The organism is Candidatus Accumulibacter sp. ACC012, assembly GCF_907163155.1.
Taxonomy (GTDB): Bacteria; Pseudomonadota; Gammaproteobacteria; order Burkholderiales; family Rhodocyclaceae; genus Accumulibacter; species Accumulibacter delftensis.
This window is the reverse complement of the sequence record NZ_CAJQUC010000010.1, coordinates 22,259-48,631: the sequence shown is the minus strand read 5'-3', so window position 1 is coordinate 48,631 and position 26,373 is coordinate 22,259. Positions and strand designations below refer to the sequence as shown.

The following is a 26,373-nucleotide window of genomic DNA, read 5'->3' as shown; positions in this document are numbered from 1 at the left end:
AAGATGTCACAAAGCCCTGTCAGCGGGCAGGTGCGACGGACCCCTGGGGCGTACACCTACAACCCGATCATGGAGCCGGTCACAAAGCCCTGTCAGCGGGCAGGTGCGACGGACCTGGGGAGCATGATGCTGCTCCCGTCTGTCCGGCACAGGTCACAAAGCCCTGTCAGCGGGCAGGTGCGACGGACGCCTGGAGTTCCCCCGAGTAAAGGTTCCCCCGAGTAAAGGTTCCCCCGGCAAGTCACAAAGCCCTGTCAGCGGGCAGGTGCGACGGACTTGTCCGGGTTCGCAAGCTCGCGAACGGGAAGCCCAGTCACAAAGCCCTGTCAGCGGGCAGGTGCGACGGACACATCAAGCTCGCCCTGACCCTTGCATCCTCCGAGTCACAAAGCCCTGTCAGCGGGCAGGTGCGACGGACAGTGCCTTCTACAACCCTTGCTCCGCCTGGCTTTCCGGGGTCGAAAAGGTGAACGGGGTCAAAAACCGGGCCGAAAATGCGTCCATCATCCCTCGGAAAATTCTTCCTGTGATCTATCAACACGTTACAGTGGGGTGAACGCCCCGGCTTCACGTCTCTTCTGCTTCTGCTTGAATTGTTAAAGAAAAAGGGCCTTGTTCAGACCGCAAAATAGGCAAGTCAGACTGCGACCTGCCAACACCCCGCAGCCGTACCGGTAGCGCAGGGAAGAAAGCGGGCATCGTGCTCGCTGCGGCCATGCATTCTCACCAGGACCGCCTGCGACAAGCGCCGGCCGAAGCCAAACTTTGGATCATGCCGGCGACCCAGCCAGGGCTGCAAAGGCACGCCGCCGACGCCGTCGGTGGCGGCACCGGGCAGCAATTCGCCGGCCGCCAAGCGTACGCCATCTCCATTGGCAGCTGCAACACCGGGATAGCGCACGGCGCCAGCCAGCCAGCCGTCGCAATGAACATGGCCGAAGCCGATCTTTAGCTCCCCGCCAAGGCGCATGGTCGACAGCCAGTCGCGCAGCGGGCGGGCATCGAGGCGGTCTTCGTCGAACCACACGCCGCCGCATAAGCGTATAACTCGGCCGGCCGGGACGACCAGTTGCTCGACTTCGAAGAGCGCCGACTCGACCGCCGAACGGCTGGTGCCGTCGAGCGTGACGTGGTGGCTGCTGGCAAGCAGCAGGTTTTCCACCTCGGCATCAGCGAGCCGGCGTTCGCCGTCGATGAAGAACGCCGGTCCGAAGCGAAAACGGCGCATGATTTCATCGAGCGCGTCGGCAAAGTGGCCCGGCGAACCACCGCGTGCGGCGCCGACGGCCGCGGCCAGGGCATGCACGAAGAGATGTCCGGGTGCATGGCGATGGGTCTGCGCCACGACACCGGCGCGCCGACTGCCGAGGTGCAGCGGCGAGAGCAGTTCGAGGGAGAAGCTGGCGAAGGTGGCTGAAGTGGTCATCTCGCCTCAGTCCCCGTTCTTCAGCGCCTTCGCGGCGTAACGGCCGTAGGTCAGTGTGGTCTCGAGCAACTGCTTCGAGAGTAGAAGGCGGCGCAACGCGTCAGCGGCCGATTCGCCCGGCTGCGCGGCGGTGAGGCTGCGGTAGAAGCTCGGCATGTCCGGCGCGCGCGCCTGATCGGCGCTGGCCAGCCCGGTGCTCTGCAGCAAGCGGCGCGCTTCCTGGTCGATGCGCTGGGCGGGTGTTCGGTCCTGCTCACGCTTGCGTGTAGCCAGGAACAGGCCGAAGGCATACAGCCCTTGCTCGGCGAGTACGGCCAGCGACTTGGTGATGATGTTTTCCGCATCGTTGGCGCGCTGCGGATCGTGCCCGGCCATTTCGTTGGCAGCCAGTGCGGCGAGAGGTTCGAGGTTCAGCATGGCATCCTCCTCACTTGACCAGTGCAAACTGCATGCGGCCAAAGCCACGCGTGGTCATCGCGCCAAGGCCCAGGGTGCACGCCAGGCCCAGCGCTTTTTCGAGCAGCGGCAAGGCCGCCGGGGCGATTTCCGGGAAGCGACCGTCGTCCAGGTCAAGCTGGCCACGAAACAGCGTGCCGCGCGGCGTCGCTTCATAGGTGAATAGCGCACCATCCGCTGCCGCGCCGGTCTCGAAGTCAATCGACACCGAGGTGCGGGTTTCGAGATTGGAGTTGACGATGGCCGGGAAGAGGTTGTCATGGACCACGACCAGCCGCTCCTTGATGTGCTCGAACACCGGCAGCCCTTTTGCGGCATCGGGGAAGGGAATCTCCCTGGCCTCGGCTGCCAGCAGCAGCCAACCCAGGTTCAATCGCTTGGGCGCTGCGGCTCCGGCCTGAGCGATCAGCTGTTCCTCGCTGGCCGGGCGCGGCACCTTGGTGCAACCGGCGCGTTCGAGCAGGTGGGCGGTGGTTACCCAGCGTGGACCGAGCATCGTCGGCACCGGAAAGGCGAGGATCTCGGCGTCGCGAAAGGACACCGCGCCGATGCGCGATTCGCCTTCGGTATCACCTTCAGCATAGCCGAAGATGCGCGCGACCGGGTCGTCGCCACCCTTGTGTGGATGCTTCTTGTTCTTCTCGTCGATGGTGGCGCGAGCGTAGGCCATGGCGCGCTGCCGATCGCCGTCCGGGAGCGAATAGATCGCCGCCGAGCGCGTGGCGCCGTTGATCGAGGAGCCAGGCACTTTCGGCAAATTGCTGCCCGCATCACGCTGGATGGTGAGGTCGACGCGGCCCATGCGATAGCCGCCGGCGCCGATGTGGGTCGGGTCGAGCGCGTAGAGGTAGAGCGGGTGCGATTTCATGCGTTTTCCTCACTGAGTGATCTTCTTGTCTTGGATACGAAAGTGGTCCATTCGACGGCGTCGAAGAAGCGGCCGTCCATGATTGCTTTGAACAGCCGCTCGCGTCGCTCGCAGGCATCGTCGCCGGTGACGTAGCGCAGCAACATATTGCGTAGATGGGCGTGCCAGGCGTCACGGCCGGTGGGGCGCAGGGTGGCGGGAACGTCGCGCACCCATTTTTCGTAGGTCTCGACCATCTCGCCCTGCAGACCCTTGATCTTCGAGGTATCCCAGCCGCTGTCCCTGACCAGGCGCGAAAACTCGGCAAAGCCCTCGAGCAGCAAGGGCGTACGACCAGCGTCACCGAGCACCCAGTGCGGCCGGCGCAGTTCCTCGCCTTCGCGTCGATACGCGATCTGATGCCGGCGCGCCGAGCCTTCGAGAACCAAGAAGTCAAAGGTCATCGGTGGCAGCAGCGCTTCGTCTCCGGGCAGCAGGTCAAGCACATGCGTGAGTCGTTTCGGGCCAGAGACCCGCTTGCCGGCACGCGTGCTGGCGATGACGTGGGGGTGCCACTTATCGTCCTGCGCAGGGTCGCCGGTGGCGGTGTCGACGCGCCAATCAACTTCGCCCTGGGGCGTGCTCCAGGCGATGTCGATGGCGCGGCCATTCGCCGATTTGCGCGCCGATTCGACTCGCCAGGTCTGGTGCGGCACCAGCGGCACGCGGGCGTCGAGTCGGCCGAGGACGTCGAGCGCGACGTAGAGCGGGAACTTCGCCCGCATCACGGCGCAGGAAACATGGGCGGCGAGGCCGCCGCGCACCTTCGACAGTCGCTGCGCCAGCAGCCGCGCAATGATTTCCACGGTGGCGTCGGCGTCGGTCGCGGCGACGATGAAGCGCAGGCCGCGTGCGTCGAGGCTCAGTGGCAGCAGCCGACCATCGAGTGTGCCGGCGACTTCATTTGCCAACTCCTTCCACAGCTCACGCAGGTCATCCCAGAGACGCTGCAGGCGCGCCGGGGAAGCGTGCTTGCGCATGGCGAACAGGGCAAGGCGATCGCCATCGTGGCGGGCGAGTCGCCACTCGTGCGGCAGCGCGGCCGATTCGCGCAGGAGGAAGCCCTCAGCCACCTCGAGCGCCTTCTGTGCCGCGTTGGCTGCGGCGCTACGGCCGTCGTTATTCGCGAGCCAGTAGTTCTCGCCGAGCAAAGCGCGGGCGAGAATGGCATGGTCCTTGGCGGGCATTTCGCCGGTGCGCAAGCCGGCAAGAAGCACGTTGAACCAGTCGCCCAGCGTGTTGCTGTCGCTGAGCCAGGAGACGTTCGCACTCTTGTGCTTCTCATTGTTTTCCCGCTGCTTGTCGTCTGCCGCTGCCAGGCCTGAACGCAAGGACGCCAGTGGCCGGGCCAACTGGGTGATCAAGGTGGCACCGGCAGCGATGGCGCCCGCGTCGACCTGTACCGAGATCAGCGCCACACGACTGCTGTCGCCGCCGTCGGCCAGTTCTTCGATGCTACTCACGCTGCTGCGGAAGCCGAATTCGCCGGCGAGATGACGTGCCCGCTGACGTTTGGCGTCGCGGTCGGCCAGCGCCGTGCAGTCGTCACACAGCTTTTGGACGCGGCTACGGCTTTCGGTCAGCGCGTACTCACGCGTTTCGGCCGGGCGTAGGCCGCACTGCGGGCAAATCTGCATCAGCCGGCCTTGCTCGGCGTTGGCCGCATCCCAGAGTGCCTGCAGTTCGAGTTCCCCGGCCTGCAGGCTGCGCTGGCGAGCGCTGTCCGGGTCCAGCCCCAAGGCCTCGGCGTAGTCCGTGAGGTAGAGGGCCGGTGCGCTCCAGCACACGCGGAACGGCGTCCCTATGCCGAGCGGCTCGACACAGCGGGCAAGCGCTTCCTGCAGCGGGTCGAGGATGTGGCGGGCAAAGAGCAGGTCGGACGCGGCGCTATCGTCCTCGTGGAAAGCGGGCGCGAGGATCAGAACACCGTCGTCGTCTTCGTAGATGATGTTGCCGACCGGCGAGGCTTCCTCGACGAGCTCGCGCAGACTATCGACTACTTCGCGGCGCCGTCCCGAAAGACTGACCAGCGCCGTCGTCGTCAGCATGCCACGCGTCAGCGCCTGCCAATCCCAGCGCACGCCGAGCAGGCGGAAGCGGACTCGCCCGAGTTGCGGAATATCGAATCGGCCCTGATCGTTCTGCAGCGCGCTGAAATCGGTGCGCAGCACACCCTCGGCGGTGGCCGCCTTGAAGAAGCTGGCGGACGAGTGCGCGTGGTGCCACAAGGTGACGTCGTTGGTCGGGCGGCGCGTTTCAGCCAGCGCTTTCCCGAAAATCCCCTGCAAGTCGGCCAGGAGCGCACGCCGGGTTCGCGCGATGTCCTGCGCAGCCAGGGGCGAGAAGAGCCGTTTCCTGATGACGGCGATCGCCTCATTCCAACGTGCGGCAAGTAAATCGTTCGAGTAGGGATCGCGCATTTGTCCGAAAGCGTCGGCGATTTCCGCGTGCACCGGTGATTGCTCGCTGCCCTCGGAGCCGCCGGATCCCTTGTCGAGCGCGGAATCACGGATGTCGGCGCCGAAGGCATAGAGATCGCCCAGAAAGGACAGTTGGTCGGCGGGGAAGGCGTTGGCAGCATGGTGTTGCCGCAACGCGGCGCCCAGTCCAGTCGCCTGCACGGCGCCGGGCTTGAGCCATCCGGCGGGAAGCGCCAGTGCCGCAGCCCAGTCGGGGTCGGCCAGCAGCCCGGCGAGCACCGCGGCGAGTTCGGGCTTGTCAGCGATTTCGCCGGCATCCGGATAGACACGGCCAGTCTCCAGGATGGCTCCATGCGCAGCCTCGATGTGGCAGGATTTCGTCGTCGCCTTGCTGAGTTTCTTCCCGCCCGCCAGCATCTCGCCGGCAAAACCAGGGTGCAGCTTGCCCAGATCGTGCAGCAGGCCGGCGATTTCGACGGCGAGGATGAGGCGGCGAGCGTTGTCGTCGAAGGGCGCCATCATGCCTTGCCCTTCGCGATACGCTCGGCGAGTTGTCGCCAGCTCTCCGCCCCGGAAAATTCGAGCGCTTGCGGCATGTCCGGGTAGCCGGTAGCGCGGCAGGTGGCGGCAAGCGGGGCGATCGCACCGTAACCGGCAAGGCGCTTGGCGCCGAGCCCCAGCGCGGGCCACCAGGCGGCCAGAGCGCCGACGAAGCAGGCGAGGTCGGCGCGCGCCGTGGCTTCGTCCGAGTCCTTGGCGCCGGCCGGGTTGAAGTAGAAGAAGTTGATCTCGGCCTGCACCGGTTTGCCTTTGTCAGTCACCGGCGCTACCGCCTCGAACTGGATCGGCTGCGTGCCGATGCCGCTGCCGTCGGTCCTGGTCGGGTTCATCACCAGGTACTGCACGTGCGAGAACCACAGTGGCGAAAAATGCAGCCGTCCGGCCTCGCTGGCAAGTTCTGCCGGATCGTCGCTGGCAATGCCGAACAAGCGTTTTGCGGCAGCGGTGTCCTGACGGTAGCGCATGGTCCTGACCTGGTCGCCCTTGCCCAGGTCGTGCCAAGGCAGCTCATGCGGGAAGCCGCGCTGGAAGGCGTCCGCCGCGAGACCCTTGAGCGAAGCGGCGGCGAGGAAGGGAACGCCGTAGACATGGTCCTTGCGGACCGGGTTGTCGAAGAGATAGAAGGGATCGTCGTCACGCGTCAGCAGCGGCGCCAGCAAGCGAAAACGCAGCGTTATCGCCGCGGAAAACGGCGGCAACACGCTGATGTCGACAGGTGTCACGCGCAAGCCGGCGCGATCGATCTCGCGCGTCGCACAGGGCAGCGCGCGGGCGCTGCCGCGTGCTTTTTTCGGGTCGTCGAGGACGTCCCTGAGTTCAACTCCCTGCAGTTCCATCGCGTGACGGACCATGAAGTCGTTGCGCCGGCCGGTAAGGTCTTCGGGTTTGACGACGCCCCGCCGCAGGTGCGCGGCGTGCGCCTGCCAGCTCCATTGGGCGGCGGCAATGCCTCCGGACTCGATGGCGACGCGCTCTTCTGCGAGCAGTTCAAAATTCATGTTTCAGACTCCTGCGAGCTTGTTGAGCCAGGCCGCACGCTTACTCAGGTGCTTGCCGCCGAATTCCCAGTCGATCCGGCCGTCGACGCGATAGCCAATGCCCTCGATCATGGTGTCGATGTGGCCGGCAGCGGCGGCAAAGGCGTTCATCACTTCGCCACGCACGGCGGCGGTGTCGGGCTTGAGCGCCACCGCGAGGCGCAGTTCGACGCCATCCTCGGTCGCGTAGGCGGCCGAGACATTCACCGCGCTGCCAAACTGATTGAGTTTGCCGAGCATCTGGTGACGCAAGGCCGTCAGGCGGGCCTGTTCGGTGCCGGATGCGTCGGGTTTTGCGCGCAGGGCATTGCGCAAGGTGGCTCGGGTGGCCAAGGCCAGATTCAGCGCACTTGAGCGGTTGAGGATCGGACGCTGCCCGGGTGCGACACGAAAGCGCAGGCGGCCGAAGGCATGGCGCAGCAGGTTGAGTTCGCCCGACTCGCCCTTGACCGCATCCGGCAATACGACGTCAGGATCCAGAGGCACGGCGAACGGCCGTGCTCCTTCGGTCAGTGCGAGCACACCCAGACCAAATTGATCCTTGGCACCGAAGCTGCCGTGGCGAATCTGGATCGCCAGGGTGAGGGTCAGAAGCTGCCAGTGCGCATCCGAAATGCCGCGCCTCGAGATCTGCAGGCCAAGCTGGCCCTCGAAAGCCGAATTGAAGTACCAGCGCGAGTCGCCGCCTCCCGCTTTGGGTACTCTGACGATCTCGGGGAGTGTCACGGCTGCCAGGCCAGTGGTCTCCCAGCGCAGTGCGACTTGCTTGGCCTCGGCCTTCGTCTTGCCCGTGCCGGCATTACCCCACACCGCACCCTCAAAGTCTCCATCACCCAGGGTGCGCGCCACCAGGCATGACATCTGCCGGATGCCACCGAGCAGGTTGGACGGGTGAATCTGATCGCCGAGTTGGCCGATACCGCCCGTGTAGAGCGGGGTGAGCGTCTTCAACTGCAGGACCAGGCCGTCCGCCTGCGGCGTGCGCAAGCAAGCAAGCATCTCCGGTGCGTTCATTGTTGTTGTCCCTCCCAGGATCACGTTCGCACTACAAGCTTGTCAGCAGCCGATCAAGGCTCGGCCGCGGCGAGTATTTCATACTGACCGCAACCCATGCCCGTCTGCCCGCCGGCATGCAGTTCAATCCCGGCGCGCAGCATCGGCCAGGCATCAGGGTGCACCTCGTTCAGTTCGAGTTCCCATTCAGTCCCGGTGAGCATCCGCCGTGCGAGCGGAATCCGCTTTGCTTTCTGCGCTAGCACCTCGCAACGCCAGGGCTGCGCGAGTCGCGGCAGCTCGGCGCCATCGCCATACTGCTGCACGAGCCGTTGCAGGCGTGTGTGCAGGGCACCATACAGCGGGTCTCCCACATGCTTGCTCACCAGCGGCGAGACAAAGCGCACCCGACATGCCGACGACGGCGGCTGGCCGTTCGTCAGTTCAAGTGCCACGGGCATACTCACCCAGCCCTCGCCACGCCGCCAGGCCCGCCTGGCCGTTGCCGGCGCAGTCGCGTGCTCCAACTGCGCCGGTGCGCCATCGAAGGACAGATTTGTACCACCGGCGCTCAGTGCAGCCAGCCATTCACCGACCGCAAAACCGCTCCCGGCGCCGAGCCAGCGGATGCCGACGCTCCAGCCGGCATGCCCACGCTGCCAGCCATGCAGCCAGAACGGTGGTAACGCCGTATCGGCGAGCGGCTTGAACAACTTCGGGTAGGCGCAGGCAGCAAGTGCAGGGCAGGTCGCGCAGGCCGGCTCCGGAAACGAACAGACCGCACCGAACAGCGCTTGCCCCATCAGGCCTCGCCACGCAGCCCCGGCAAAGCCACTGCCACGACCGCTGGCCGTGAAATGCAGGTCCAGCCCGAACACTTTCAGACCGCAAAAACGGCTTCCGTTTGTCATGTGATCGATTATGCCTGAAGTCAGTTGATAAGCAGGCAACGAAACGAGGAAGCCGAAAATAAAAAGCCTGTGCCCGATAGGGGCACAGGCAAAGGCCAAAGCGGGCGGAAGTGCTGGATCCGCAATCCCGTAGATGGCGAACCGTCACCAGACCCTTTCAGCGGGCGGCGGTGAAGGACCACATGGGTAATGGCTGCACGTTCGAACTCGAGACAATGCCAGAAAGCCCTTTTGGCGGGCAGGTGCGACGGACTGCAATGCGCGCTTTTAAATCCGCCAACGTCATCACGCCACAAGCCCTATCAGCGGGCAGGTGCGACGGACGTGACCTTGACAGGTCACCCGCACCAAGGCGCACACAGCGCCTTTGTCCATAACTCCAGAAAGACCCAACCAATCACAGCGATCACGAGGACTACCTCGATGAGCGTCTGAATGAAAGCTTCAACGGGAGGTCCTAACTGCCTAGTGGCGTTCATTAGGATTCTCACAAAGAGTTTGCGTATTTTCAATTAGTTGGGGCCGGAGGTTAGTTACTAGGAGCTGGTTCGTTCGTTGCTGCGGTCCTGGCGATCAAGGAACTTCTGAAGCATCTCACGTTCAGCTGGGGTCGGGGCACCTTGGGAAACGGCAACCTTCTCAGGTCACAAAGCCCTATCGGCGGGCAGGTGCAACGGACCGGCATGCTCGCGGCGTGGTGCTTCTGGAAGCATTTCAAGTCACAAAGCCCTATCGGCGGGCAGGTGCAACGGACGCGAACCTGGAAGCGGCGGCCAGAAGAACGGGGGTGGTCACAAAGCCCTATCAGCGGGCAGGTGCGACGGACATCAAAAGGTAGAGGTCTTCGGCGAGGTGCGCGACAGGTCACAAAGCCCTATCAGCGGGCAGGTGCGACGGACCAAGAGCCCGTCCACCACCGAAGCGGCGCGTGCCGAGTCACAAAGCCCTATCAGCGGGCAGGTGCGACGGACTTGCTGGTACGGAAGTCCGGGACGAAAAGACCAATGAGTCACAAAGCCCTATCAGCGGGCAGGTGCGACGGACAATGTAACTGCCATCACCATGGCCACCATTGACAAGTCACAAAGCCCTATCAGCGGGCAGGTGCGACGGACAGGCAAATCGAAAAGCAGGATCATCCTAGCCGCCGTGTCACAAAGCCCTATCAGCGGGCAGGTGCGACGGACAAAAGAGCAGCAAGCATTTTTTGGGTTCGTCCCAACTAGTCACAAAGCCCTATCAGCGGGCAGGTGCGACGGACAGTGCCTTCTGCAACCCTTGCCCCGCCTGCCTTTCCGGGGTGGAAAAGGTGAACGGGGTCAAAAACCGGGCCGAAAATGCGTCCATCATCCCTCGGAAAAGTCTTCCTGTGATCTATCAATGCGTTGCAGCGGGGTGAACCCCACAATAACAACTGCCGTGTTTTCAAAGAGCAATAAACGCGAGGCCCTCGAGTCTAGCACTTCGCGTGCCGGCCTCAGCTGTCGTCGAGGTGCCAGAAGCGCGGGGCAGAAATACTGCCGTCGAGCCAGTGCGCGAGTTCTCGCGCCTGCAGGTGGATGAGCCTGCGCCAGGCCGTCTTTTCGCCGCGCCAGCTGACCTGCCCGGAAAGCAGCTGCTCCCAGGCCTGGTAGACGATTCCACGCCGTCCGTCGCGCAGAAGGCAGCAATCCCCCTCGGTCTCGAAATCGTCTGGGGTCAGCTCACTCGTCAGGAGCCTTGCGCTGAGCCGGTCCGCGAGTGGTCGCAGCGGCTCGACCAGATCCATCAGCAGCGTCGGCCGGCCGTCATCGGCCGCGTGGTAGAACCCTGCCGCCGCGTCAAGCCCGGTCGCGGCGACACCCACCTCGACCTCGTTCAACAGCAGGGTGTAGGTCAGCGACAACACGGAATTGACCGGGTCTGGCGGAGGATGCTGGCGACGCTGTTCAAAGTGGAAGGGGCTGGCTTCCAGATGATGCCGCAGGCCGTCGAAGAAGGCTCGTGCGGCTGCACCTTCGTAACCACGCAGGGTGTCAAGGTCCCCACAGTGGTGGCTGGCGAGCAGTCCGGCGGCGATCTCGTGCCTGCCGGGCAGCCGCCATTGCCGAAGCAGCCGGCCGTGACCGCGCAATTTCGCCTGCACCAGCGCACGGGCGACGGTCAGCCGCCCTTCCGGGTCATCCATTGCCAGGAACTGCCGCTTGCGGCGCATGACCTGGCGTCCGGCATGGCCGGACAGCGAGCCGCGAAAACCGCCACGTAAGGCGGAAAAAATGACCGGTACGCCTTCCTTCAGCAGCGTGCTTATGGCGTCATGACTGAAGTGCGCGTGCGCCAGGACAATGACCTGCTCGAGTTGGTGCAAGGGCAGCGTCTGGTCCGGCTGGTTCGGGGTCTTTAGCGTCAGGCGCCCTTGCGAGGCGCCGACCTTGACGCCGTGGCGGTCGATGTAGAGGACGGCGCTCATTCACAGATCCATTCGCTTGCCGGCGCGGCCTCGGTGCCCATGCGCGCGGCGATGCAATGGACTCTTTCCTGCCCGCGGTGCGGCGCGCGCTGGAAGTCGTCGAGCAGGACCCGCAGCCGCCGCTGACGAACGGCGTCGAGCCAGCACAGGAAGAGGGATTCCTGCACCGGCTCGCCGAAACCGTGCAGCAAGCGATGCAGACGATTGCGTCGGCGGCATTCCGATATGTCGTAAGCGACATAGACGGGAACCGCGTGCGCCGGGCTGCTCGCCGTGAGCTTCTGGTTGTCGGTGTCGCGCTGCGAAGCTGTCTTCATGGTCGTCCCGAAGTTGATCCCCTGTTAGCCGTGCAACGTGCGCCGGATGCTGAATTGCAAGGCACGACATGCTCATCGGGTCGTCACAGGCGGCTTTTGAAAATCATCTTCCTTCGGTCGTTGCCTGCTCAGACAGCAATCAACGGGAGGCGGCGATGCGGCAGTCGGCGAAGGTCACAGCGATTTACCGGGAACTGCGGCAGACCGTGGGCGGGAAAGCCACGGCGGCTGAGGCGCTGGCCTGCGCCGCTTCCCTGGTCGAGTTGTTTTCGCTCGACAACGACGCGACGGGTTACGACCTGCGGGCGGAGCGGCAGCCGCTGGACATGCTAGCGGTGGACGTGGCCCTGGCCGACGGCGGTTGGCGCAACCTGTGCCGGGAGTGGAACCGGATGGGTTGGGAGAGCAGCGATGGTTGCGGTGGCATGCGTCCCAGCGAGTGGCTGGTGAGCTGACTGAGACAGGGGAAACGATGATGAAAACTTTGCGCTATGGGCTGGCGATGGCCGCCAAGGAGCATCTGATATCGGGGCAGGCAATCACCCGCCTGGAGGCGATGGTGCTTTACGGCGTTGCCAACCTGCCGGATCTGATCAAGGAAATGCGCCGCCAGGGCTTCGTCATCGAGTCACGGCTGGTCAGCTATGCGGCGGCGGCCGTAAGGATCAATCGACATGCGGTCTTGCAGCCGCCAGCCAACCTTCCGGTCCGCGAGGTGCAGTTGACGGAATACTGGGTGAGCAAATGAAACGGACTTTCAATCGTCTTCAAAAACGCGTGCTCGCCTGGCGGGCCGGTGGCTGCTGTCAGCGTTGTGGCGCCGAGCTTGGCACGCGCTTTCACGCCGACCATGTCCTTGCCTTCTCGCGCGGAGGCCGGACGGTGACCGACAACGGGCAGGCGCTCTGCGCCAGCTGCAACCTCAGCAAGGGCGCGAAATGAACTTGCAGCTTCGTCCGTGGCAACAACAGGCGCTGCACAAGGCGATCGCCTGGCTGGTCCAGAAGCGACTCGACCGCCACTTCCTGATCAACGCCGCGCCCGGCGCCGGCAAGACGCTGGCGGCCTGCGCGATCGCCCAGACACTGATCGAACTCGGCGAGATCGACCGGGTAATAGTCGTCGCGCCGCGCTCCGAGATCGTCAGCCAGTGGGCCGATGATTTCCGACGGGTCACCGGCCGCCACATGGGCAAGGTGACCGCCCGTGACGGCGACATCGGCGAACTGGGCATCGATGTCTGCGCGACCTGGGCAGCCATTCAGGGCCTGCAGCCGGAACTGCAGGCGGTGTGTCGCGCGGCGCGGGTGCTGGTGATCTGCGACGAACATCATCACGCCGCAATCGAGGCCGCCTGGGGCGATAGCGCCGACAGTGCCTTCACCGATGCGAGCTTTGTGCTGGTCTTGTCCGGCACCCCGATCCGCTCGGACGGTGCGCAGTCGATCTGGCTCGCCTACGACGACGCCGGCGCCATTGACCAGCCGGAGGAAGGCACCTACACGCTGACCTACGGCGATGCGGTGGATCTCGGCTACTGCCGGCCGGTAACCTTTCATCGTCATCAGGGACTGTTTTCCGTCGATCTCGAGGGTGGCCACACGATACGTGTTTCCGGCCACCAGAAGGCCGCGATTCCGGCGGATCTGGCACGCATCCCGGGGCTGCAGACGGCGCTCGATTTCTATCGTCTGGCGCGTACGCCGCAGTACGAGCGCGACGGCAGAACGCCGCTACTCACCGGCTACCAGGCGACCATGCTCGAGTGGGGCAGCGCGAAACTGACCGACCTTCGCCACCGCATGCCCGATGCTGGCGGGCTGGTGATCGCGCCGTCAATTGAAATGGCTGAGTACATGGTCGATCTGATCGAGCAGATCGAAGGCGAGAAGCCGCTCCTGGTGCACAGCCAGTTGGCACACCCGGAGTCACGCATCCGCGCTTTTCGCAACACCGACAAACGCTGGCTGGTATCGGTGGCGATGGTCTCGGAAGGGGTGGACATCAAGCGCCTGCGCGTTCTGGTCTACCTGCCGAACGCTCTGACCGAACTGGCCTTCCGCCAGGCCATCGGACGCGTGGTTCGCACCGCCGGTCACGACGACGATACGCGAGCCTACGTGCTGATGCCGTCTTTCGAGACCTTCGAGACGTTTGCGCGGCGGGTCGAAAACGAAATGTCGCTCGCGGCGCGTGTTCCGTCCGGCGAGCCCAAGACCAAACGCTGTCCGGCTTGTGCTCGGGAATGCGCGCTCGGCGAGCGCTGCTGTGCCGAATGCGGCCACGAATTCCCGGTCGGGCCGCAGCGGCTCAAGCCCTGCGGCGAGTGCGGAGCACTCAACCCGGTAAGCGCAACCGCCTGCCATGCCTGCGGCGCCAGCTTCGCGCAGAACTTCACGCTGACGCTGGATGAAGCCCTGCGCACCGGGGCCATCGTGCGCGGGATGGACATCGACGAGAGCGAGGTAGTGGCCGCCGAAGAGATTGCTCCCGCAGTGCGGAATCTGATCCTCAGGAGCGGCGACAGCAAGCTGGTGAAGATTCTCCAAACGCTACCTGACGAAAGCTGGGCACGGCTGCGAAAGATTCTCGTCGCCCAATGAACCGGCTCAGCCTTCGCCTTGCGACGCTCGATGAGCCATTCGAGACATCTCTTCGTGCGCTCGTCCTTCAGCGATCGTTCCGGTTAATTTGCCGTCGAATTCCATGGGCGCGGCTCGCTCGTCGAAACACTTTCGTTCGTGCAAGTCTGGAAGGAGTGCCCCGGCGAAACGCGCCGACGCGTTGATCGCAGCCGGCCGTGCCGCAGTGAGTGGTCGGTCTGGTAATGGAACGACCAGATGCTCCTTCGCCCAATTGACGAGTTGGGCGTATAGATCCTGGGGCTAACGGAACAGGAAACAGTTTTAAGGCGTTCACTTTCCTGAACGGTCGAAATGATGATATTGATTCAAGGAGGTTGGTAGTCCGGCCCGCTGCATGCGCAATTCATAATCCTCCCAGGCTTGGCGGCTTTGGTGGATGCTCGCCCCCCGTAGAGAGATTTCGATTGGGGTTTCAGCCAGGCGGCGACGCAACCGCATGCGCGGGTCTGCGTCGTTTCGGCTGGTGGACAGGCCTACCAGCCGCCGAGTCCGATCCAACACCTCCAAGTCATCGTCCGGCCGGATGCTCACCACCGGCCTTTCCTCTGCAGCGAGCAATTCCATCCGTTCGACGCAGGAGCAGCGCCGTTGCTCCTTCGGTGAGGCGGTCGCGACCTGTCACTCTGCGCCCCTGTACAGATCGCTCAATATTCTGAGTACGGTCACCATCCGGACTATGTTTAGCCGCGCTCAATATGTCCCGACGCGCAGCCGTGCGCCATGAAACAGTTTGCAGCGTGCGGAACACAGTCGGCCTTGGCGTGCCCCAGCCCGGAAACCTTAACAAAGAAGAATAAGAAGAATATAATTATTATTACGGTTATTTTTGCCGCTTGATACCGAAGGAGCCGCCGCACATGGAACTGAACAAAGACACCCGCGACCGCATTTTCACTGCCGCTGACTCGCTCTATGAGCAGGCCGGCCGGGGCTCCTTTCCTACGGTGGATGCGGTCCGCAAGGCGTCCAAGGTCAACATGAACGATGCTGCTACCGCGATGAAGCAGTGGCGGCGCGCCCAGACCGCCCAGGCGGCGCCGGTGGCGATCACTGTTCCGGATGCTGTACATCAGCTTCATAGCCAGGCGCTGGCCGCCTTGTGGCAGTCCGCCCAAGACACGGCAAACGAATCGCTGCGCGCTGCGCAAGCGGGGTGGGAAGCCGAGCGGGCCGAGGCGGAAACGCTCAATAAGCAACTGGGCGATGCCTATGACGCCCAGGCGGTCGAGTTGGAGACCGCATGCCGGCAAATCGAGGAGCTAAGCGCCCAGAATCACGCTGAGCAGAAGCGCTCGACCGAACTTGCGCAGCAGCTTCAAGAAACGGTGAATGCCAAGCTGGCTGCCGACAGTCGGGCGACCATAGCCGAGCAGCGGGCAATCGAAATTGATCGCCGTGCGGCGGATTTGCGGGCAGAGCTGGACCTTGCCCACCAGGATGCTGCGCAGGTGCGCAGCGAGGTTGCGGCCCTGCGGGCCAAGGCCGAGTCTGCCGAGCAGGCGCATCAGGAACAGCGGAAGACTGCCGCCCAGGAGGCGCACCGGGCTGCCGAGCGTCTTGCGGCTACTCAAATGGAGCGCGACGAAGCGCGCAAAGAGGTCGGATCGGCGCGCGAGGAGGCTTCAAACTGGCGCGGTCAGGTCGAGGCGTTGAAGGAGCAGCAGCGCAGTCTTCTTGAAGCCGTCAAGACAGGGCGGGTCGCTGGTACAACGTCCGAAAATGATTTCCCCAAAGACCGATAAAGTCGAAGCGCTTGCACCTATCCGAAAGCCACTCCTGAAGATGCTAAGTCAATGAGTTATTGGACGACTTTTGTTTTCTAGACGGCTCGCGCAAAGCCGCGTAACAGTCTGTTTAGAAACGAATAATCGTTTCTTCGTGGTTTCCAATTGCGACCTATCGTATTAGACTTGCACGCTGTTTTTAACCTGCAGGTAGTGAACTTCATTGTGCACGCCGCTCTACCTGACAGCCATGTGGCGGCACTCTCGGATAGGATCAACCCATGAAACAGCGCCTTCTTGTGATGAACGGCCAACGAATCGTTCAGCATGAGCAGGAAGGGCAGTGGCAGAACGACAAGGTGGACAGAGCCGGAACCGTCAAGCCCGGCATCTACAACCTGTATCTAGCCAGTCAAGCCGACAAGAACAAGACCCACGATGGCGTGATTCTGTACGCCGACAAAGAAAGTGTTTTTCAACAGGTCGGCAAGAGCTTCATCAAGCATGCTCGGTCCGATTTCGACAAGGTGCCTGAAAGCGGCAGCAACGCGAGCATCAGATACGACCAGGGCAGGGCGGTTGCTTCGGTCTTGGCGGCGCATTTGAGCCGTGGATTGTCCCGATGACACCCTTTAGCCGCTAAAGATCGAGGGTTTCCCGCGCCCAGCATTGCATGCCTTCGACGACATGCGTGCCGTGGCGGCAGGTTTGCATTCAATGGACAGCAGCCCATAGGGCGATCGCTGCCGCAATACACGTAATGCACGACGCCACCACGTTCAAGGCACCGATTCGCCGGGCGTCGCGAACCGGGCCGGCGACGCGGCGCAGAGCCACATCGATTTCACCACGCACCGAAGCTGCCGCTTCCTTCGCGCCTTCTTGCATAAGCTTCGCCGCGGCTTCCTTGCTGGCTGCAAGAGACACATTCAAGATCCTTTCCGCTTTGGTCTTGGCATCGTTTCCCCAGCGCAGCGCAAGCGCTTCCAGTTCTTCCTTGTACTGATCGAGCATGACTTGCTGGGCCTTGGCGCTGTCTTGCATCAACCTGGTGTTGATTGTTTGCAGGATCAGGATCGGGTCATCGCGGCTGACGGCTATGCCGTGCTTGGCCGCGATTTCCTTGATCAGATCTTCGACCTGGTCGGCCATCACAGCACCGCCGCGCTATCCAGTTGGCTGAACAATTGTCCCTTGACGATCTTGAGCCGCTGCCGCGTCATGATCGTGAGGGTGTCCATCGCCAGGGCTTCGTCGAAAGTCAGGCGCTCCTGCAGCATGTCGCTCAGGTCGCGGCCGTAGGTGTCTTCCTTGAGCGCCGGGATTTTCACGATGGCCGACACTCGAGCCTTGTTTGCTGTGTAGGCCTTCATCTGCTCGAAGCTCTTGCCCTCGTGCTCGACCGCTCCCCAGAAGGGATTGAGCCAGACCACGAACAGGGCTTCGGCCGGGAACTGACTGGCCAGCTGGGCGAAGCCGCTGACGGTGTCGAGGAGGGCCTGGCTTCCGGTGATCACGGTATGTACCACCATTTCGTGCCCCATGTCCTGTAGCAGCGCCGGCACCTGGTTGCTGATGAGGTAGTGCGTCAGCGGTACGAACGAACTGGCGCCGTTGTCGATGATCACGTCGTCTTTCGACGGAGCAATCAGTTCGACCAGGGTATCGAAGCTGCGGGTCTGGATTTCGTCGCCCTGCATGATCTCCAGGAGCCGAACGTTCAGCGCCTTGAAGCCGTGGAAGGTGGCGTTCACCGGGTCGGTGTCGATGCACAGGGGTTGCTGCCCCTTGCTCATCTTGTACTGCGCAATCACCGTCGCGATGAACGACTTGCCGACGCCGCCCTTGCCTTGCAAGACCATGTGAATTTTGGCCATTAGAGTAGATCCTCCTTCTTCGGTGTTCTGTTGAATGTGAAGCCGCTTGTCGTCGGCCCCTCCGGGTTTTTCTCGGTCGCCTGGGCTGTTGCCGGGTCGCGCTGTTTGCCGATCCGTGAGTCGACGGCCATCGGCGTCGACACTGTTGCCCTGCTCGCTGACGAGGACAGGAGCAGGCGGTTCGTGTAGCCGCGAAATGCCTGGTAGCTGAAGGAAACCTTGCCTTCCTCGTGCAGCGTTTCCCAGATGGTCTTGACTGGCCAGCCGTCATCGAGGGCCTGTTTGACATCCCCCCGTATGGCCAGAAAGGTCGCCCGGTTCTGTCCGTTACGGGACGGCTTCTTCTGGGCTGCGCGTTCTGCGATGCGCACCGACAAGTTCTTCGTCATGACCGTTTCGTAAGCATTGTTCCGTCCTTCTTCTGCCTGACGCACCGATTTGAAACCGCGCTTTAGCCGCTGCGTGTCGGGTTTTGTCTTCAACAATGATACGATATATCGAAATGCAAGGCAGAGCAACGCTGCAGCAACGCCCCGGCAACGCGCTGTGTCTTGTCACTTCTGGCGTAACAACGCTGTTGGGCCGGGCAGGATATGTGAAGTAGGCCCACCCGCAGGCGGGTCGTCCTTCTTCACGAGGCCCTTATTCGCACTTCGTGCTCAACGGACATCCTGCTCTGCGAGGCAGCCGGCTGTCGCCGCCACAACTGGGGGAACGATGGAGAAGGAAAACAAGGCAACGCGCAAAGGCAGTCCGCCGATCAAGGTGTATTGCCTGCCCGAAGAGCGGCACCAGATTCAGGCGAATGCGGCCGCGACTGGCCTGAGCTTGTCGACCTTCTTGTTGAACGTCGGCATTGGCTATCAGGTGCGCGGCATCGTGGACAACAAGCAGGTGGAAGAGCTGGCGAGGATCAATGGGGACCTGGGCCGACTCGGTGGCCTGCTGAAGCTCTGGCTGACCGACGACGCTCGTCTGGCTTCGGTCGGTGAGGCCACCATCCGGGCGGTGCTGTCCCGGATCGAGTCCACGCAGGACCAGATGATTCACGTCATGGGGACGGTGGTCAGGCCCAGGGCTGACTGAAAAAATTTTAGCGGCTAAAACGCCGGGGGGCAGGCATGATCGTCAAGCAAGTGCCCATGAAGTCGGTCAAGAAGAGCGACTTCGCCGAATTGGTGAAGTACATCACCAACGCGCAGCAGAAAGCCGAGCGCGTTGGTGGCGTGACTGTCACGAATTGCCAGTCAGGCCGGCCGGACGCGGCGATTTTCGAGGTCATCAACACCCAGGTCCAGAACACCCGCGCCGAGTCCGACAAGACCTATCACCTGATTGTCAGCTTCCGCGGCGACGAGCCCGACGAAACCACCTTGAATGCTATCGAGGCGCGCATTTGCGAGGGGCTCGGCTACGGCGATCACCAGCGTGTCAGTGCCGTTCACCACGACACCGACAACCTGCACATCCATATTGCGATCAACAAGATTCACCCCACCCGCTATTCGATCCACACGCCCTACAACGACCACAAGATCCTGGGCGAGCTTTGCGAGCGGCTGGAACTCGACTACGGCCTGGAGCGTGACAACCACCAGGCGCAGAAGCGCGGCGCGGAGAATCGCGCGGCCGATATGGAACGTCATGCAGGCGTCGAAAGCCTGCTTGGCTGGATCCAGCGCGAATGCCTGAAGGAGATCCAGGCCGCGCAGTCCTGGGCGGACCTGCATGCAGTGATGCGCGACAACGGCCTGGAACTGCGGGCCCGCGGCAACGGTTTGATCATTGCCGACCAGTCGGGGACGATGGTCAAGGCGAGTTCCGTTGCCCGCGAGTTGTCGAAGTGCAAGCTCGAAGCTCGGCTTGGTCCTTTCGAAGCTTCAGCGGAGTGGACGGCCAACCAGGCGGCGAAGCCGGCACGGCAGTACGAGCCGCGCCCCATTCGTACACGGGTCGATACGGTTGAGTTGTACGCCAGGTACAAAGCCGAGCAGCAGGACATCGGCGCCTCGCGTTCGCTTGCCTGGACGCAGGCGCGTGACCGGAAGAATCGCTTGATTGAAGCCGCCAAGCGGAGCGGTCGCCTGAAGCGCGCCGCGATCAAGCTACTGGGTGACCCGGGTGTTGGCCGCAAGGCACTCTATGCGCTCGCAAGCAAGACGCTCCGGGACGAAATCGAGAAGATCAACAAGCAGTACCTGAAGGATCGACAAGCCATTCACGAGAAGTGCCAGCGTCAGAGCTGGGCCGACTGGTTGCGCCGCAAGGCCACCGAAGGAGATCGCGAGGCACTGGCCGCCCTGCGCGCACGCGATGCTGCGCAGGGTCTCAAGGGAAACACGCTGGCAGCTACAGGCGGGCAGCAGGCAAACCAAGTAGCCGAGGCGCGCCCGGACAGCATCACCAAGACGGGGACCATCATCTACCGGTTTGGCTCGTCGGCGGTCAGGGACGACGGCGAGAAGCTGAAAGTCTCTCGGGGAGTCACGCAGGACGGCTTGCAGGCAGCCTTGCGCATGGCGATGGAGCGGTACGGGAACCGCATCACGGTCAACGGCACCGCCGAATTCCGGGAGCAGGTCGCCGGCGCAGCTGCGCTCGGGAATCTTCCGCTCACCTTTGAAGACGCCGTCCTGGAGCGGCGTCGACAAGTGCTCTTGAGCGAAGCAGGCATGGCGGGCCGTGCTCGCCCGGAGCAACAGGAAGAACGGTCGGATCACGGGCTGCGGCCGGATTTTTCCCGGACAGGAGTGGTGTCGCCAGCCATGGCGTTGACTGGGGAACACATCAAAAAGCGTGCCCAGGGGCCTTCTCCGCATTTCGATATAAAGAACAATATACGATATACTGATCATAAAAGCGGGGCGGATACTTCCGCCGGCACCCACCAGGGCGAGGGTCAATCGCCGGCCTTGCTGAAACACGGCGAGGAAATGCAGGGGGTGCCGACTGCCGAAGTGTCCGCACAACGCCAGAAGCGCGTTGTCGTCGGTGATGCCGTCACCGTCACTCAGCCGGGTTCAACCAAGACAAAAGGGCGAAGCAGGTGAAAGACAAATTCAACAACGCCGTCGGTCCGCAGGTACGCGCACCGAAAGCCAAGGCCGACAAGATCATCCCAGCCTTGGGTGTTGCGTCGCTGGTTGCGGGCCTGCAGTCCGCCACCCAGTTCTTTGCGCACGATTTCCAGTACCAGGCGGTCCTTGGTCCTCACCTCAACCACGTGTATGCGCCGTGGTCGATCCTGGGTTGGGTCAGTACGTGGTACGGCCAGTACCCGGACGCCGTCATGCGTGCCGGCGGTATCGGCATGACCGTTAGCGCAGCGGGTTTGCTCGGCCTGGCCGTCACCAAGATGGTTCTCGCGAACTCGGCCAAGCTCAACCCCTACCTGCATGGTTCAGCTCGCTGGGCGAACGTGAAGGATATCGAGGCTTCCGGGCTGTTGCCCCGGCCACGTAGCTTCTGGCAGCTCCTCTCCGGGAAGGCGCTGCCCACAAGCGCTGGCGTCTATGTCGGTGCTTGGCTGGACAAGCAGGGCAAGCAGCGTTACCTGCGCCACAACGGCCCGGAGCATGTCTTGTGCTACGCGCCGACGCGCTCCGGCAAGGGCGTTGGCCTGGTCATGCCGACTCTCCTTTCCTGGGGCGAGAGCGCCGTCATCACCGACCTCAAAGGCGAGCTCTGGTCATTGACTGCCGGATGGCGCAAGAAGCACGCGCACAACAAGGTGCTGCGCTTCGAGCCGGCCTCCGCCAACGGCAGCGTTTGCTGGAACCCGCTGGACGAAATCCGCACCGGTACCGAAAACGAGGTCGGCGACGTGCAGAACCTGGCGACCCTGATCGTCGATCCGGACGGCAAGGGGCTTGAATCGCACTGGCAGAAAACCGGCCAGGCGTTGCTCGTCGGCGTGATCCTGCATGCGCTCTACAAGGCCAGGAACGAGGGAACGGCGGCGACCCTGCCGGCCGTCGATGCCCTGCTGGCCGATCCCGATCGGGACATCGCCGAGCTGTGGATGGAAATGCGCACCTACGGCCACATTGGCGGCGAGAACCATCCGGCCGTCGGATCGGCCGCTCGCGACATGATGGATCGCCCCGACGAAGAAGCCGGCTCGGTACTGTCCACCGCCAAGTCCTACCTGGCCCTGTACCGGGATCCCATCGTCGCCCGCAACATCAGCCGATCGGAATTCAATATCCGCGACTTGATGCACCACGAGCAGCCGGTCAGCCTGTACATCGTCACCCAGCCCAACGACAAGGCTCGCTTGAGGTCCCTGGTGCGCATCATGGTGAACATGATCGTGCGCCTGCTGGCCGACAAGATGGACTTCAAGGACGGCCGCCAGGTCGCGCACTACAAGCACCGCTTGCTGCTGATGCTGGACGAGTTCCCCAGCCTTGGCAAACTCGAAATCCTGCAGGAGTCGCTGGCCTTCGTGGCCGGCTACGGGATCAAGTGCTACCTGATCTGCCAGGACATCAACCAGCTCAAGAGCCGTGAAACCGGCTACGGGCACGACGAAAGCATCACCTCCAATTGTCACGTTCAAACCGCCTACCCGCCGAACCGGGTAGAGACGGCCGAGCACCTTTCGAAGCTGACCGGGCAAACCACCGTCGCCAAGGAGCAAGTCACTACCAGTGGCCGTCGCACGAGCGCCTTGCTTGGCCAGGTTTCGCGCACCATCCAGGAAGTGCAGCGGCCCTTGCTCACTCCCGACGAGTGCCTGCGCATGCCCGGCGCAATCAAGAACGCCAACGGCGATATCGACGAGGCCGGCGACATGGTGGTGTACGTGGCCGGCTATCCGGCCATCTACGGCAAGCAACCGCTCTACTTCAAGGATCCACTGTTCCAGGCCCGCGCCGCCATCCCTGCGCCGGAGAACAGCGACAAGCTGCTTCACGTGCACACGGTGCCAGCAGCAGAGGCCATCACGATATGAGCCGCCTCCTCAAGCGCGTCAGCGTGGCGACTGCCGTTGCCGGCGGTGCCGTGCTGCTGTTGGGCGCAATGGCCTACGCAAGCGGTGCGCGCGTGAACAGCACGCGGAGCATTCCAGTCGGCGTGTACTGGCTGAGCGGCGACCCTGTCGTCAAAGGCGCTTACGTCATCTTCTGCCCGCCGCAAGCCGGCGTCTTCGATGAGGCCAAGGCAAGGGGCTACATCGGGGCCGGCTTCTGCCCCGGTGAGTACGGCTACATGATGAAGCGCGTTTTAGCCGCTAAAAACGACGCCGTCAGCATCACCGCCGAAGGCGTGCGCGTGAATGGCGAACTGCTGCCATTGAGCGCCCCGATCGAGGCCGATTTGGCTGGCCGGCCCCTGCCGCGTTTTCAGGCCGAGCGCTTCACGCTGAGCGGTTCCGAACTGCTGTTGATGTCGGACGTCAGCGGTATCTCCTTCGATGGCCGCTACTTCGGTCCGATCGATCGTTCGCAAATCAAGGGCGTCATCCGCCCCGTTTTTACGTGGTGAGGAGGAATTCATGAGCTTGTTCATCGCAGGAAAGCCCGGCCTGGCCAAGGCCAGGTCCGCCTACAGCCAATTCAAGGAGTAGAGACCATGACTACCCGGAACACCGTTCTGCCCACCGCGGAGGCTGCCAATGACAGTGCTGCCACCGATACGGCCAACGCCGCCGCCGTGCTGTACGAGAAGCTCGCCGACGCGATGACTCCTGGCTATCAAGCCGAGTTCGATCCCGAAGAGGCCGAACAGGCCGGCGCTTTCGTCGAGGATGCCCTGAGCGAACAGGACGCCGTCGAGAGCGACATTGACCTGGTCGATGCCACGGCGCCGGCTGCCACCACCGAGGCGAAGGGGTAAGGACGATGGCCGAGACCAAGAAAGCATTTCACGAACAGGTTGCCGAGCAACTGATCGAGCAATTGAAACAGGGCACCGCGCCTTGGCAAAGACCATGGCATCCAGGCGAGCCGGGATCCTTCATCCCGCTCAACCCGACGACCGGCAAGCGCTATCGCGGCATCAACGCCATCCAGTTGCTGGGCCAGGGGCGTACCGATCAGCGCTGGATGACCTACAAGCAGGCGGCGGCAGCCGGCGCGCAGGTGCGCAAGGGCGAGAAAGGGACGCCGATCCAGTATTGGAAATTCAGCGAAGAACAGACCAAGACCGACGAGGCCGGCAAGCCGGTCCTCGATGCCCAGGGCCAGCCGGTGAAAGACGATGTTCGTCTGGAACGGCCCAGGGTGTTTTTTGCCACCGTGTTCAATGCTGAGCAGATCGACGGCCTGCCGCCGGTACAGCCGCGCAAGGAGCAGGAATGGAATGCCCTCGAACGAGTTGAACACATCTTGCAGGCCTCTGGTGCGCTGATCCAGCACGGCCCGCAAAACCGGGCTTTCTACCGGCCGGGATCCGACAGCATCCACCTTCCCGAAAAAGGTCAGTTCCCCAGCGCCGACACTTACTATGCGACAGCGCTGCACGAACTGGGCCACTGGACAGGTCACCCGTCACGCCTTGCTCGTGACCTGGAGCATCCTTTCGGCAGTGAGGCCTACGCCAAGGAAGAACTGCGGGCGGAAATCGCCAGCATGATCATGGGCGATGAGCTCGGAATCGGTCACGATCCCGGCCAGCACGCGGCCTATGTCGGCACGTGGATCAAGGTCCTGAAAGACGATCCACTCGAAGTTTTTCGCGCGGCAGCGGACGCCGAGAAGATCCACTCCTATGTGCTGGCTCTGGAGCAAAAGCAGGTTCAGGAACAGAGCACCGAGCAAAGCCAGGACCCGATCGCGCCGGTGATCTCCGACAGCGAAAATCAGGAGGCAGGCATGCAGACCTTGACGCAGAGCGAAGCCAACGCGCACGAGCAGGCGGCCGAACTGGCGCGCCTCGAGGAAGCACGGGTTCGCCAGGATCCCGACAGCACCGACGAGCAGATTGCCGTTGCGAGAGAGGCGCGCAAGTCGGCCGACTTGGCCGTCGTGCTCAACGACGCCGATATCCAGCGGCGCGTCGCACAGATCGAGAGCGAGAAGCCGCCGGCGCCGGCGGTGAACGACGCCGAGCCGGCGAAGAAAACCTATCTCGATGTGCCGTACCACCAGAAAGACGAAGCGAAGGCGCTGGGTGCGCGCTGGGATCGTCAGGAACAGTCTTGGTTTCTTCCGGGAGGTATCAAGGACACTGCTCCCTTCGCCCAATGGGCACGGCAACCCGATGCCGCGGCCCCGGAACGTCCGACCCAGCCCGAGAAGCAGCGCACTCAGGAGCGCCAGTATCTCGCCGTTCCCTATGGCGAACGCGCCGCAGCCAAGGCCGCCGGCGCTTTGTGGGACAAGGCCGCGAAATCCTGGTTTGCCGGCGCGAAGGCCGACAAGAGCCGGCTGCAACGTTGGTTGCCGGAAAACGTCCCTGGCCAGCAAGGGCCGGCCATGTCGCCGCGAGACGAGTTCGCCGAGGCCTTGCGCTCGATCGGCTGTGTGGTGAGCGGCGAGCACCCGATGATGGACGGCAAGAAACACCGCATCAGCGTCGAAGGCGAGAAACTCAGCGAGAAAGCCGGCTCGGGCTTCTACGTGGGCCACCTAGACGGCCACCCGGCCGGCTACGTGAAGAACAACAAGACCGGCGTCGACATGAAGTGGAAGTCGAAAGGCTACGCGCTCGACCCCGAGCAGAAAGCCCGGCTACAGGCCGAAGCGGCCGACAAGTTGCAAGCGCGCACTGCCGAGCAGGAGCGCCTGCAAGAGCAGACGGCGCAGCGGGTAGCCAAGCAGATGGCGCACCTGCTGCCGGTTATCGCACCGACCACCTACATGCAAACCAAGGGAATCGAACCGCAGGCGGGCGTTTTCACGGACAAGGAAGGCCGGGGAACCTACATCCCGGCCACCGACACCGATGGCAAGCAATGGACGATGCAATACATCCAGGAAGACGGCACCAAGCGCTTCGCCAAGGACAGCCGCAAGGAAGGCTGCTTCCATGCAATCGGCGGCCTGGACGCCCTGGCCAAGGCCCCTGCCCTGGTCATTGGCGAAGGCTACGCGACGGCCAGCAGCTTGCAGCAGACGCTGGGTTTTGCGACCGTCGCCGCCTTCGACTCGGGCAACCTGCTACCCGTCGCCAAGGCCTTGCACGCGAAATTCCCGGACAAGCCCATCCTGATCGCCGGCGACGACGATCGACACCTCGAAGCCACGCAGGGAATAAATCCCGGCCGTAGCAAGGCCGAGGAAGCGGCAAAGGCGGTTGGCGGAAAAGCCCTGCTACCGATTTTCGCGCCTGGCGAGCAAACGGCGAATCCGAAGGGTTTCACCGACTTCAATGATCTGGCCACCAAGAGCGTGTTGGGACGGGAAGGTATCGAGCGGCAGGTTCGTTCGGTGGTCGATGAGGTGATCGAGCGTTACCAGGCGCAGAGTGTCGAGCCGCAGCAGCAGCTGGAGAAACGGGAGCAGCGGCTACGTAGGGCGGTGAAGGTGGGGTAATAGATATGGCGTCATCGTAGGTTGCGCTGCGATGACGCGTTCTTGGCTTGCTCGTGCTCGGTGTGTGAGGGGGTTCAGAAGGCATCAAGGTGTTCAGCGGCAGCTCGCTCTTGGGGGACTGCCTACGGCAGACCCCCGCCGCTAGGCTCCCCCCAAGACGGCGAGATCGC

The 26,373-nt window shown here is 63.1% G+C and carries 24 protein-coding genes and 1 CRISPR repeat array; of the genes, 12 read left to right on the top strand and 12 right to left on the bottom strand.

Annotation, left to right across the window (positions count from 1 at the left end):
* Positions 1–637 precede the first annotated feature (637 nt).
* The 9 genes from QZ648_RS12630 to QZ648_RS12590 all read right to left on the bottom strand — a co-directional run bounded on the left by QZ648_RS12630 (position 638) and on the right by QZ648_RS12590 (position 11,477).
* Entirely contained in the window at positions 638–1,426 is a 789-nt protein-coding gene (locus QZ648_RS12630) for a hypothetical protein (RefSeq protein ID WP_291997283.1), read from the bottom strand.
* Between the two features lie 6 nt (positions 1,427–1,432).
* A complete protein-coding gene (locus QZ648_RS12625) occupies positions 1,433–1,843 on the bottom strand; it encodes a hypothetical protein (RefSeq protein WP_291997282.1) in 411 nt (136 codons plus the stop codon).
* A gap of 10 nt (positions 1,844–1,853) precedes the next feature.
* A complete protein-coding gene (cmr4, locus tag QZ648_RS12620) occupies positions 1,854–2,750 on the bottom strand; it encodes a type III-B CRISPR module RAMP protein Cmr4 (RefSeq protein ID WP_291997281.1) in 897 nt (298 codons plus the stop codon).
* Positions 2,747–5,731, bottom strand: a complete 2,985-nt coding sequence (locus QZ648_RS12615) for a hypothetical protein (RefSeq protein WP_291997280.1) — start codon at positions 5,729–5,731, stop codon at positions 2,747–2,749. Before QZ648_RS12615 ends, cmr4 begins: the two co-directional genes overlap by 4 nt.
* Positions 5,728–6,768, bottom strand: coding sequence for a hypothetical protein (locus QZ648_RS12610; protein ID WP_291997279.1), 1,041 nt, complete (start codon positions 6,766–6,768; stop codon positions 5,728–5,730). The genes QZ648_RS12615 and QZ648_RS12610 overlap by 4 nt, the downstream gene beginning before the upstream one ends.
* Positions 6,769–6,771: 3 nt before the next feature.
* Entirely contained in the window at positions 6,772–7,821 is a 1,050-nt protein-coding gene (locus QZ648_RS12605) for a hypothetical protein (RefSeq protein WP_291997278.1), read from the bottom strand.
* A 53-nt stretch (positions 7,822–7,874) separates the two neighbouring features.
* The gene (locus QZ648_RS12600; RefSeq protein WP_291997277.1) at positions 7,875–8,711 is read right to left on the bottom strand and encodes a hypothetical protein; all 837 of its coding nucleotides are present in this window, start codon (positions 8,709–8,711) and stop codon (positions 7,875–7,877) included.
* 643 nt (positions 8,712–9,354) lie between these two features.
* Positions 9,355–9,972: direct repeats of the CRISPR family, unit length 36 nt; unit sequence GTCACAAAGCCCTATCAGCGGGCAGGTGCGACGGAC.
* Positions 9,973–10,188: 216 nt separating this feature from the next.
* Complete coding sequence (gene cas1, locus QZ648_RS12595; protein WP_291997276.1) at positions 10,189–11,160, bottom strand: CRISPR-associated endonuclease Cas1; 972 nt, start codon at positions 11,158–11,160, stop codon at positions 10,189–10,191.
* On the bottom strand, positions 11,157–11,477 hold the full coding sequence (locus tag QZ648_RS12590) for a hypothetical protein (RefSeq protein WP_291997275.1): 321 nt from the start codon (positions 11,475–11,477) through the stop codon (positions 11,157–11,159). The genes cas1 and QZ648_RS12590 overlap by 4 nt, the downstream gene beginning before the upstream one ends.
* 155 nt (positions 11,478–11,632) lie before the next feature.
* On the opposite strand from QZ648_RS12590, the gene QZ648_RS12585 reads away from it, so the two are divergent.
* The 6 genes from QZ648_RS12585 (at position 11,633) to QZ648_RS12560 (ending at position 16,472) form a co-directional block, all read left to right on the top strand.
* Positions 11,633–11,932 carry a hypothetical protein gene (locus QZ648_RS12585; protein ID WP_291997274.1) on the top strand — a complete coding sequence of 100 codons (300 nt, stop codon included), beginning with the start codon at positions 11,633–11,635 and terminating at the stop codon, positions 11,930–11,932.
* Positions 11,933–11,949: 17 nt separating this feature from the next.
* Complete coding sequence (locus QZ648_RS12580; protein WP_291997273.1) at positions 11,950–12,225, top strand: helix-turn-helix domain-containing protein; 276 nt, start codon at positions 11,950–11,952, stop codon at positions 12,223–12,225.
* Positions 12,222–12,419 (top strand): HNH endonuclease signature motif containing protein, encoded by a 198-nt coding sequence (locus tag QZ648_RS12575; protein ID WP_291997272.1) that lies wholly within the window; start codon positions 12,222–12,224, stop codon positions 12,417–12,419. The genes QZ648_RS12580 and QZ648_RS12575 overlap by 4 nt, the downstream gene beginning before the upstream one ends.
* Positions 12,416–14,080 carry a DEAD/DEAH box helicase family protein gene (locus tag QZ648_RS12570; RefSeq protein WP_291997271.1) on the top strand — a complete coding sequence of 555 codons (1,665 nt, stop codon included), beginning with the start codon at positions 12,416–12,418 and terminating at the stop codon, positions 14,078–14,080. Before QZ648_RS12575 ends, QZ648_RS12570 begins: the two co-directional genes overlap by 4 nt.
* A gap of 899 nt (positions 14,081–14,979) precedes the next feature.
* Positions 14,980–15,864, top strand: a complete 885-nt coding sequence (locus QZ648_RS12565) for a DNA-binding protein (RefSeq protein ID WP_291997270.1) — start codon at positions 14,980–14,982, stop codon at positions 15,862–15,864.
* Between the two features lie 263 nt (positions 15,865–16,127).
* Positions 16,128–16,472 (top strand): KfrB domain-containing protein, encoded by a 345-nt coding sequence (locus QZ648_RS12560; protein WP_169068659.1) that lies wholly within the window; start codon positions 16,128–16,130, stop codon positions 16,470–16,472.
* An 88-nt stretch (positions 16,473–16,560) separates the two neighbouring features.
* Here QZ648_RS12560 and QZ648_RS12555 read toward each other — a convergent pair whose 3' ends face one another.
* Genes QZ648_RS12555 through QZ648_RS12545 form a run of 3 tightly spaced genes read right to left on the bottom strand, consistent with a single transcriptional unit; the run spans position 16,561 to position 18,112 of the window.
* Positions 16,561–16,998, bottom strand: coding sequence for a conjugal transfer protein TraM (locus tag QZ648_RS12555; RefSeq protein ID WP_291997269.1), 438 nt, complete (start codon positions 16,996–16,998; stop codon positions 16,561–16,563).
* Positions 16,998–17,723 (bottom strand): conjugal transfer protein TraL, encoded by a 726-nt coding sequence (locus tag QZ648_RS12550; protein WP_291997268.1) that lies wholly within the window; start codon positions 17,721–17,723, stop codon positions 16,998–17,000. Before QZ648_RS12550 ends, QZ648_RS12555 begins: the two co-directional genes overlap by 1 nt.
* Positions 17,723–18,112: a TraK family protein gene (locus QZ648_RS12545; protein ID WP_291997267.1), complete on the bottom strand. Its 390-nt coding sequence runs from the start codon at positions 18,110–18,112 to the stop codon at positions 17,723–17,725. The genes QZ648_RS12550 and QZ648_RS12545 overlap by 1 nt, the downstream gene beginning before the upstream one ends.
* A gap of 328 nt (positions 18,113–18,440) precedes the next feature.
* On the opposite strand from QZ648_RS12545, the gene traJ reads away from it, so the two are divergent.
* The 6 genes from traJ (at position 18,441) to QZ648_RS12515 (ending at position 26,203) form a co-directional block, all read left to right on the top strand.
* Positions 18,441–18,809 carry a conjugal transfer transcriptional regulator TraJ gene (traJ, locus tag QZ648_RS12540; protein WP_291997266.1) on the top strand — a complete coding sequence of 123 codons (369 nt, stop codon included), beginning with the start codon at positions 18,441–18,443 and terminating at the stop codon, positions 18,807–18,809.
* A 35-nt stretch (positions 18,810–18,844) separates the two neighbouring features.
* Positions 18,845–20,773, top strand: a complete 1,929-nt coding sequence (gene traI, locus QZ648_RS12535; RefSeq protein ID WP_291997265.1) for a TraI/MobA(P) family conjugative relaxase — start codon at positions 18,845–18,847, stop codon at positions 20,771–20,773.
* The gene (locus QZ648_RS12530; RefSeq protein WP_291997264.1) at positions 20,770–22,680 is read left to right on the top strand and encodes a type IV secretory system conjugative DNA transfer family protein; all 1,911 of its coding nucleotides are present in this window, start codon (positions 20,770–20,772) and stop codon (positions 22,678–22,680) included. The genes traI and QZ648_RS12530 overlap by 4 nt, the downstream gene beginning before the upstream one ends.
* Positions 22,677–23,213, top strand: coding sequence for a conjugative transfer signal peptidase TraF (traF, locus tag QZ648_RS12525; protein WP_291997263.1), 537 nt, complete (start codon positions 22,677–22,679; stop codon positions 23,211–23,213). Before QZ648_RS12530 ends, traF begins: the two co-directional genes overlap by 4 nt.
* A gap of 87 nt (positions 23,214–23,300) precedes the next feature.
* The gene (locus tag QZ648_RS12520; protein ID WP_291997262.1) at positions 23,301–23,564 is read left to right on the top strand and encodes a protein TraD; all 264 of its coding nucleotides are present in this window, start codon (positions 23,301–23,303) and stop codon (positions 23,562–23,564) included.
* Positions 23,565–23,569: 5 nt separating this feature from the next.
* Complete coding sequence (locus tag QZ648_RS12515; protein WP_291997261.1) at positions 23,570–26,203, top strand: zincin-like metallopeptidase domain-containing protein; 2,634 nt, start codon at positions 23,570–23,572, stop codon at positions 26,201–26,203.
* The last annotated feature ends 170 nt before the right edge of the window (positions 26,204–26,373 follow it).

What these genes read in the sequence shown, in the direction of transcription:
- QZ648_RS12630 (WP_291997283.1), bottom strand. Translation starts at nt 1,426, where the DNA reads ATGACCACTTCAGCCACCTTCGCCAGCTTCTCCCTCGAACTGCTCTCG.
- QZ648_RS12625 (WP_291997282.1), bottom strand. Translation starts at nt 1,843, where the DNA reads ATGCTGAACCTCGAACCTCTCGCCGCACTGGCTGCCAACGAAATGGCC.
- cmr4 (WP_291997281.1), bottom strand. Translation starts at nt 2,750, where the DNA reads ATGAAATCGCACCCGCTCTACCTCTACGCGCTCGACCCGACCCACATC.
- QZ648_RS12615 (WP_291997280.1), bottom strand. Translation starts at nt 5,731, where the DNA reads ATGATGGCGCCCTTCGACGACAACGCTCGCCGCCTCATCCTCGCCGTC.
- QZ648_RS12610 (WP_291997279.1), bottom strand. Translation starts at nt 6,768, where the DNA reads ATGAATTTTGAACTGCTCGCAGAAGAGCGCGTCGCCATCGAGTCCGGA.
- QZ648_RS12605 (WP_291997278.1), bottom strand. Translation starts at nt 7,821, where the DNA reads ATGAACGCACCGGAGATGCTTGCTTGCTTGCGCACGCCGCAGGCGGAC.
- QZ648_RS12600 (WP_291997277.1), bottom strand. Translation starts at nt 8,711, where the DNA reads ATGACAAACGGAAGCCGTTTTTGCGGTCTGAAAGTGTTCGGGCTGGAC.
- cas1 (WP_291997276.1), bottom strand. Translation starts at nt 11,160, where the DNA reads ATGAGCGCCGTCCTCTACATCGACCGCCACGGCGTCAAGGTCGGCGCC.
- QZ648_RS12590 (WP_291997275.1), bottom strand. Translation starts at nt 11,477, where the DNA reads ATGAAGACAGCTTCGCAGCGCGACACCGACAACCAGAAGCTCACGGCG.
- QZ648_RS12585 (WP_291997274.1), top strand. Translation starts at nt 11,633, where the DNA reads ATGCGGCAGTCGGCGAAGGTCACAGCGATTTACCGGGAACTGCGGCAG.
- QZ648_RS12580 (WP_291997273.1), top strand. Translation starts at nt 11,950, where the DNA reads ATGATGAAAACTTTGCGCTATGGGCTGGCGATGGCCGCCAAGGAGCAT.
- QZ648_RS12575 (WP_291997272.1), top strand. Translation starts at nt 12,222, where the DNA reads ATGAAACGGACTTTCAATCGTCTTCAAAAACGCGTGCTCGCCTGGCGG.
- QZ648_RS12570 (WP_291997271.1), top strand. Translation starts at nt 12,416, where the DNA reads ATGAACTTGCAGCTTCGTCCGTGGCAACAACAGGCGCTGCACAAGGCG.
- QZ648_RS12565 (WP_291997270.1), top strand. Translation starts at nt 14,980, where the DNA reads ATGGAACTGAACAAAGACACCCGCGACCGCATTTTCACTGCCGCTGAC.
- QZ648_RS12560 (WP_169068659.1), top strand. Translation starts at nt 16,128, where the DNA reads ATGAAACAGCGCCTTCTTGTGATGAACGGCCAACGAATCGTTCAGCAT.
- QZ648_RS12555 (WP_291997269.1), bottom strand. Translation starts at nt 16,998, where the DNA reads ATGGCCGACCAGGTCGAAGATCTGATCAAGGAAATCGCGGCCAAGCAC.
- QZ648_RS12550 (WP_291997268.1), bottom strand. Translation starts at nt 17,723, where the DNA reads ATGGCCAAAATTCACATGGTCTTGCAAGGCAAGGGCGGCGTCGGCAAG.
- QZ648_RS12545 (WP_291997267.1), bottom strand. Translation starts at nt 18,112, where the DNA reads ATGACGAAGAACTTGTCGGTGCGCATCGCAGAACGCGCAGCCCAGAAG.
- traJ (WP_291997266.1), top strand. Translation starts at nt 18,441, where the DNA reads ATGGAGAAGGAAAACAAGGCAACGCGCAAAGGCAGTCCGCCGATCAAG.
- traI (WP_291997265.1), top strand. Translation starts at nt 18,845, where the DNA reads ATGATCGTCAAGCAAGTGCCCATGAAGTCGGTCAAGAAGAGCGACTTC.
- traF (WP_291997263.1), top strand. Translation starts at nt 22,677, where the DNA reads ATGAGCCGCCTCCTCAAGCGCGTCAGCGTGGCGACTGCCGTTGCCGGC.
- QZ648_RS12520 (WP_291997262.1), top strand. Translation starts at nt 23,301, where the DNA reads ATGACTACCCGGAACACCGTTCTGCCCACCGCGGAGGCTGCCAATGAC.
- QZ648_RS12515 (WP_291997261.1), top strand. Translation starts at nt 23,570, where the DNA reads ATGGCCGAGACCAAGAAAGCATTTCACGAACAGGTTGCCGAGCAACTG.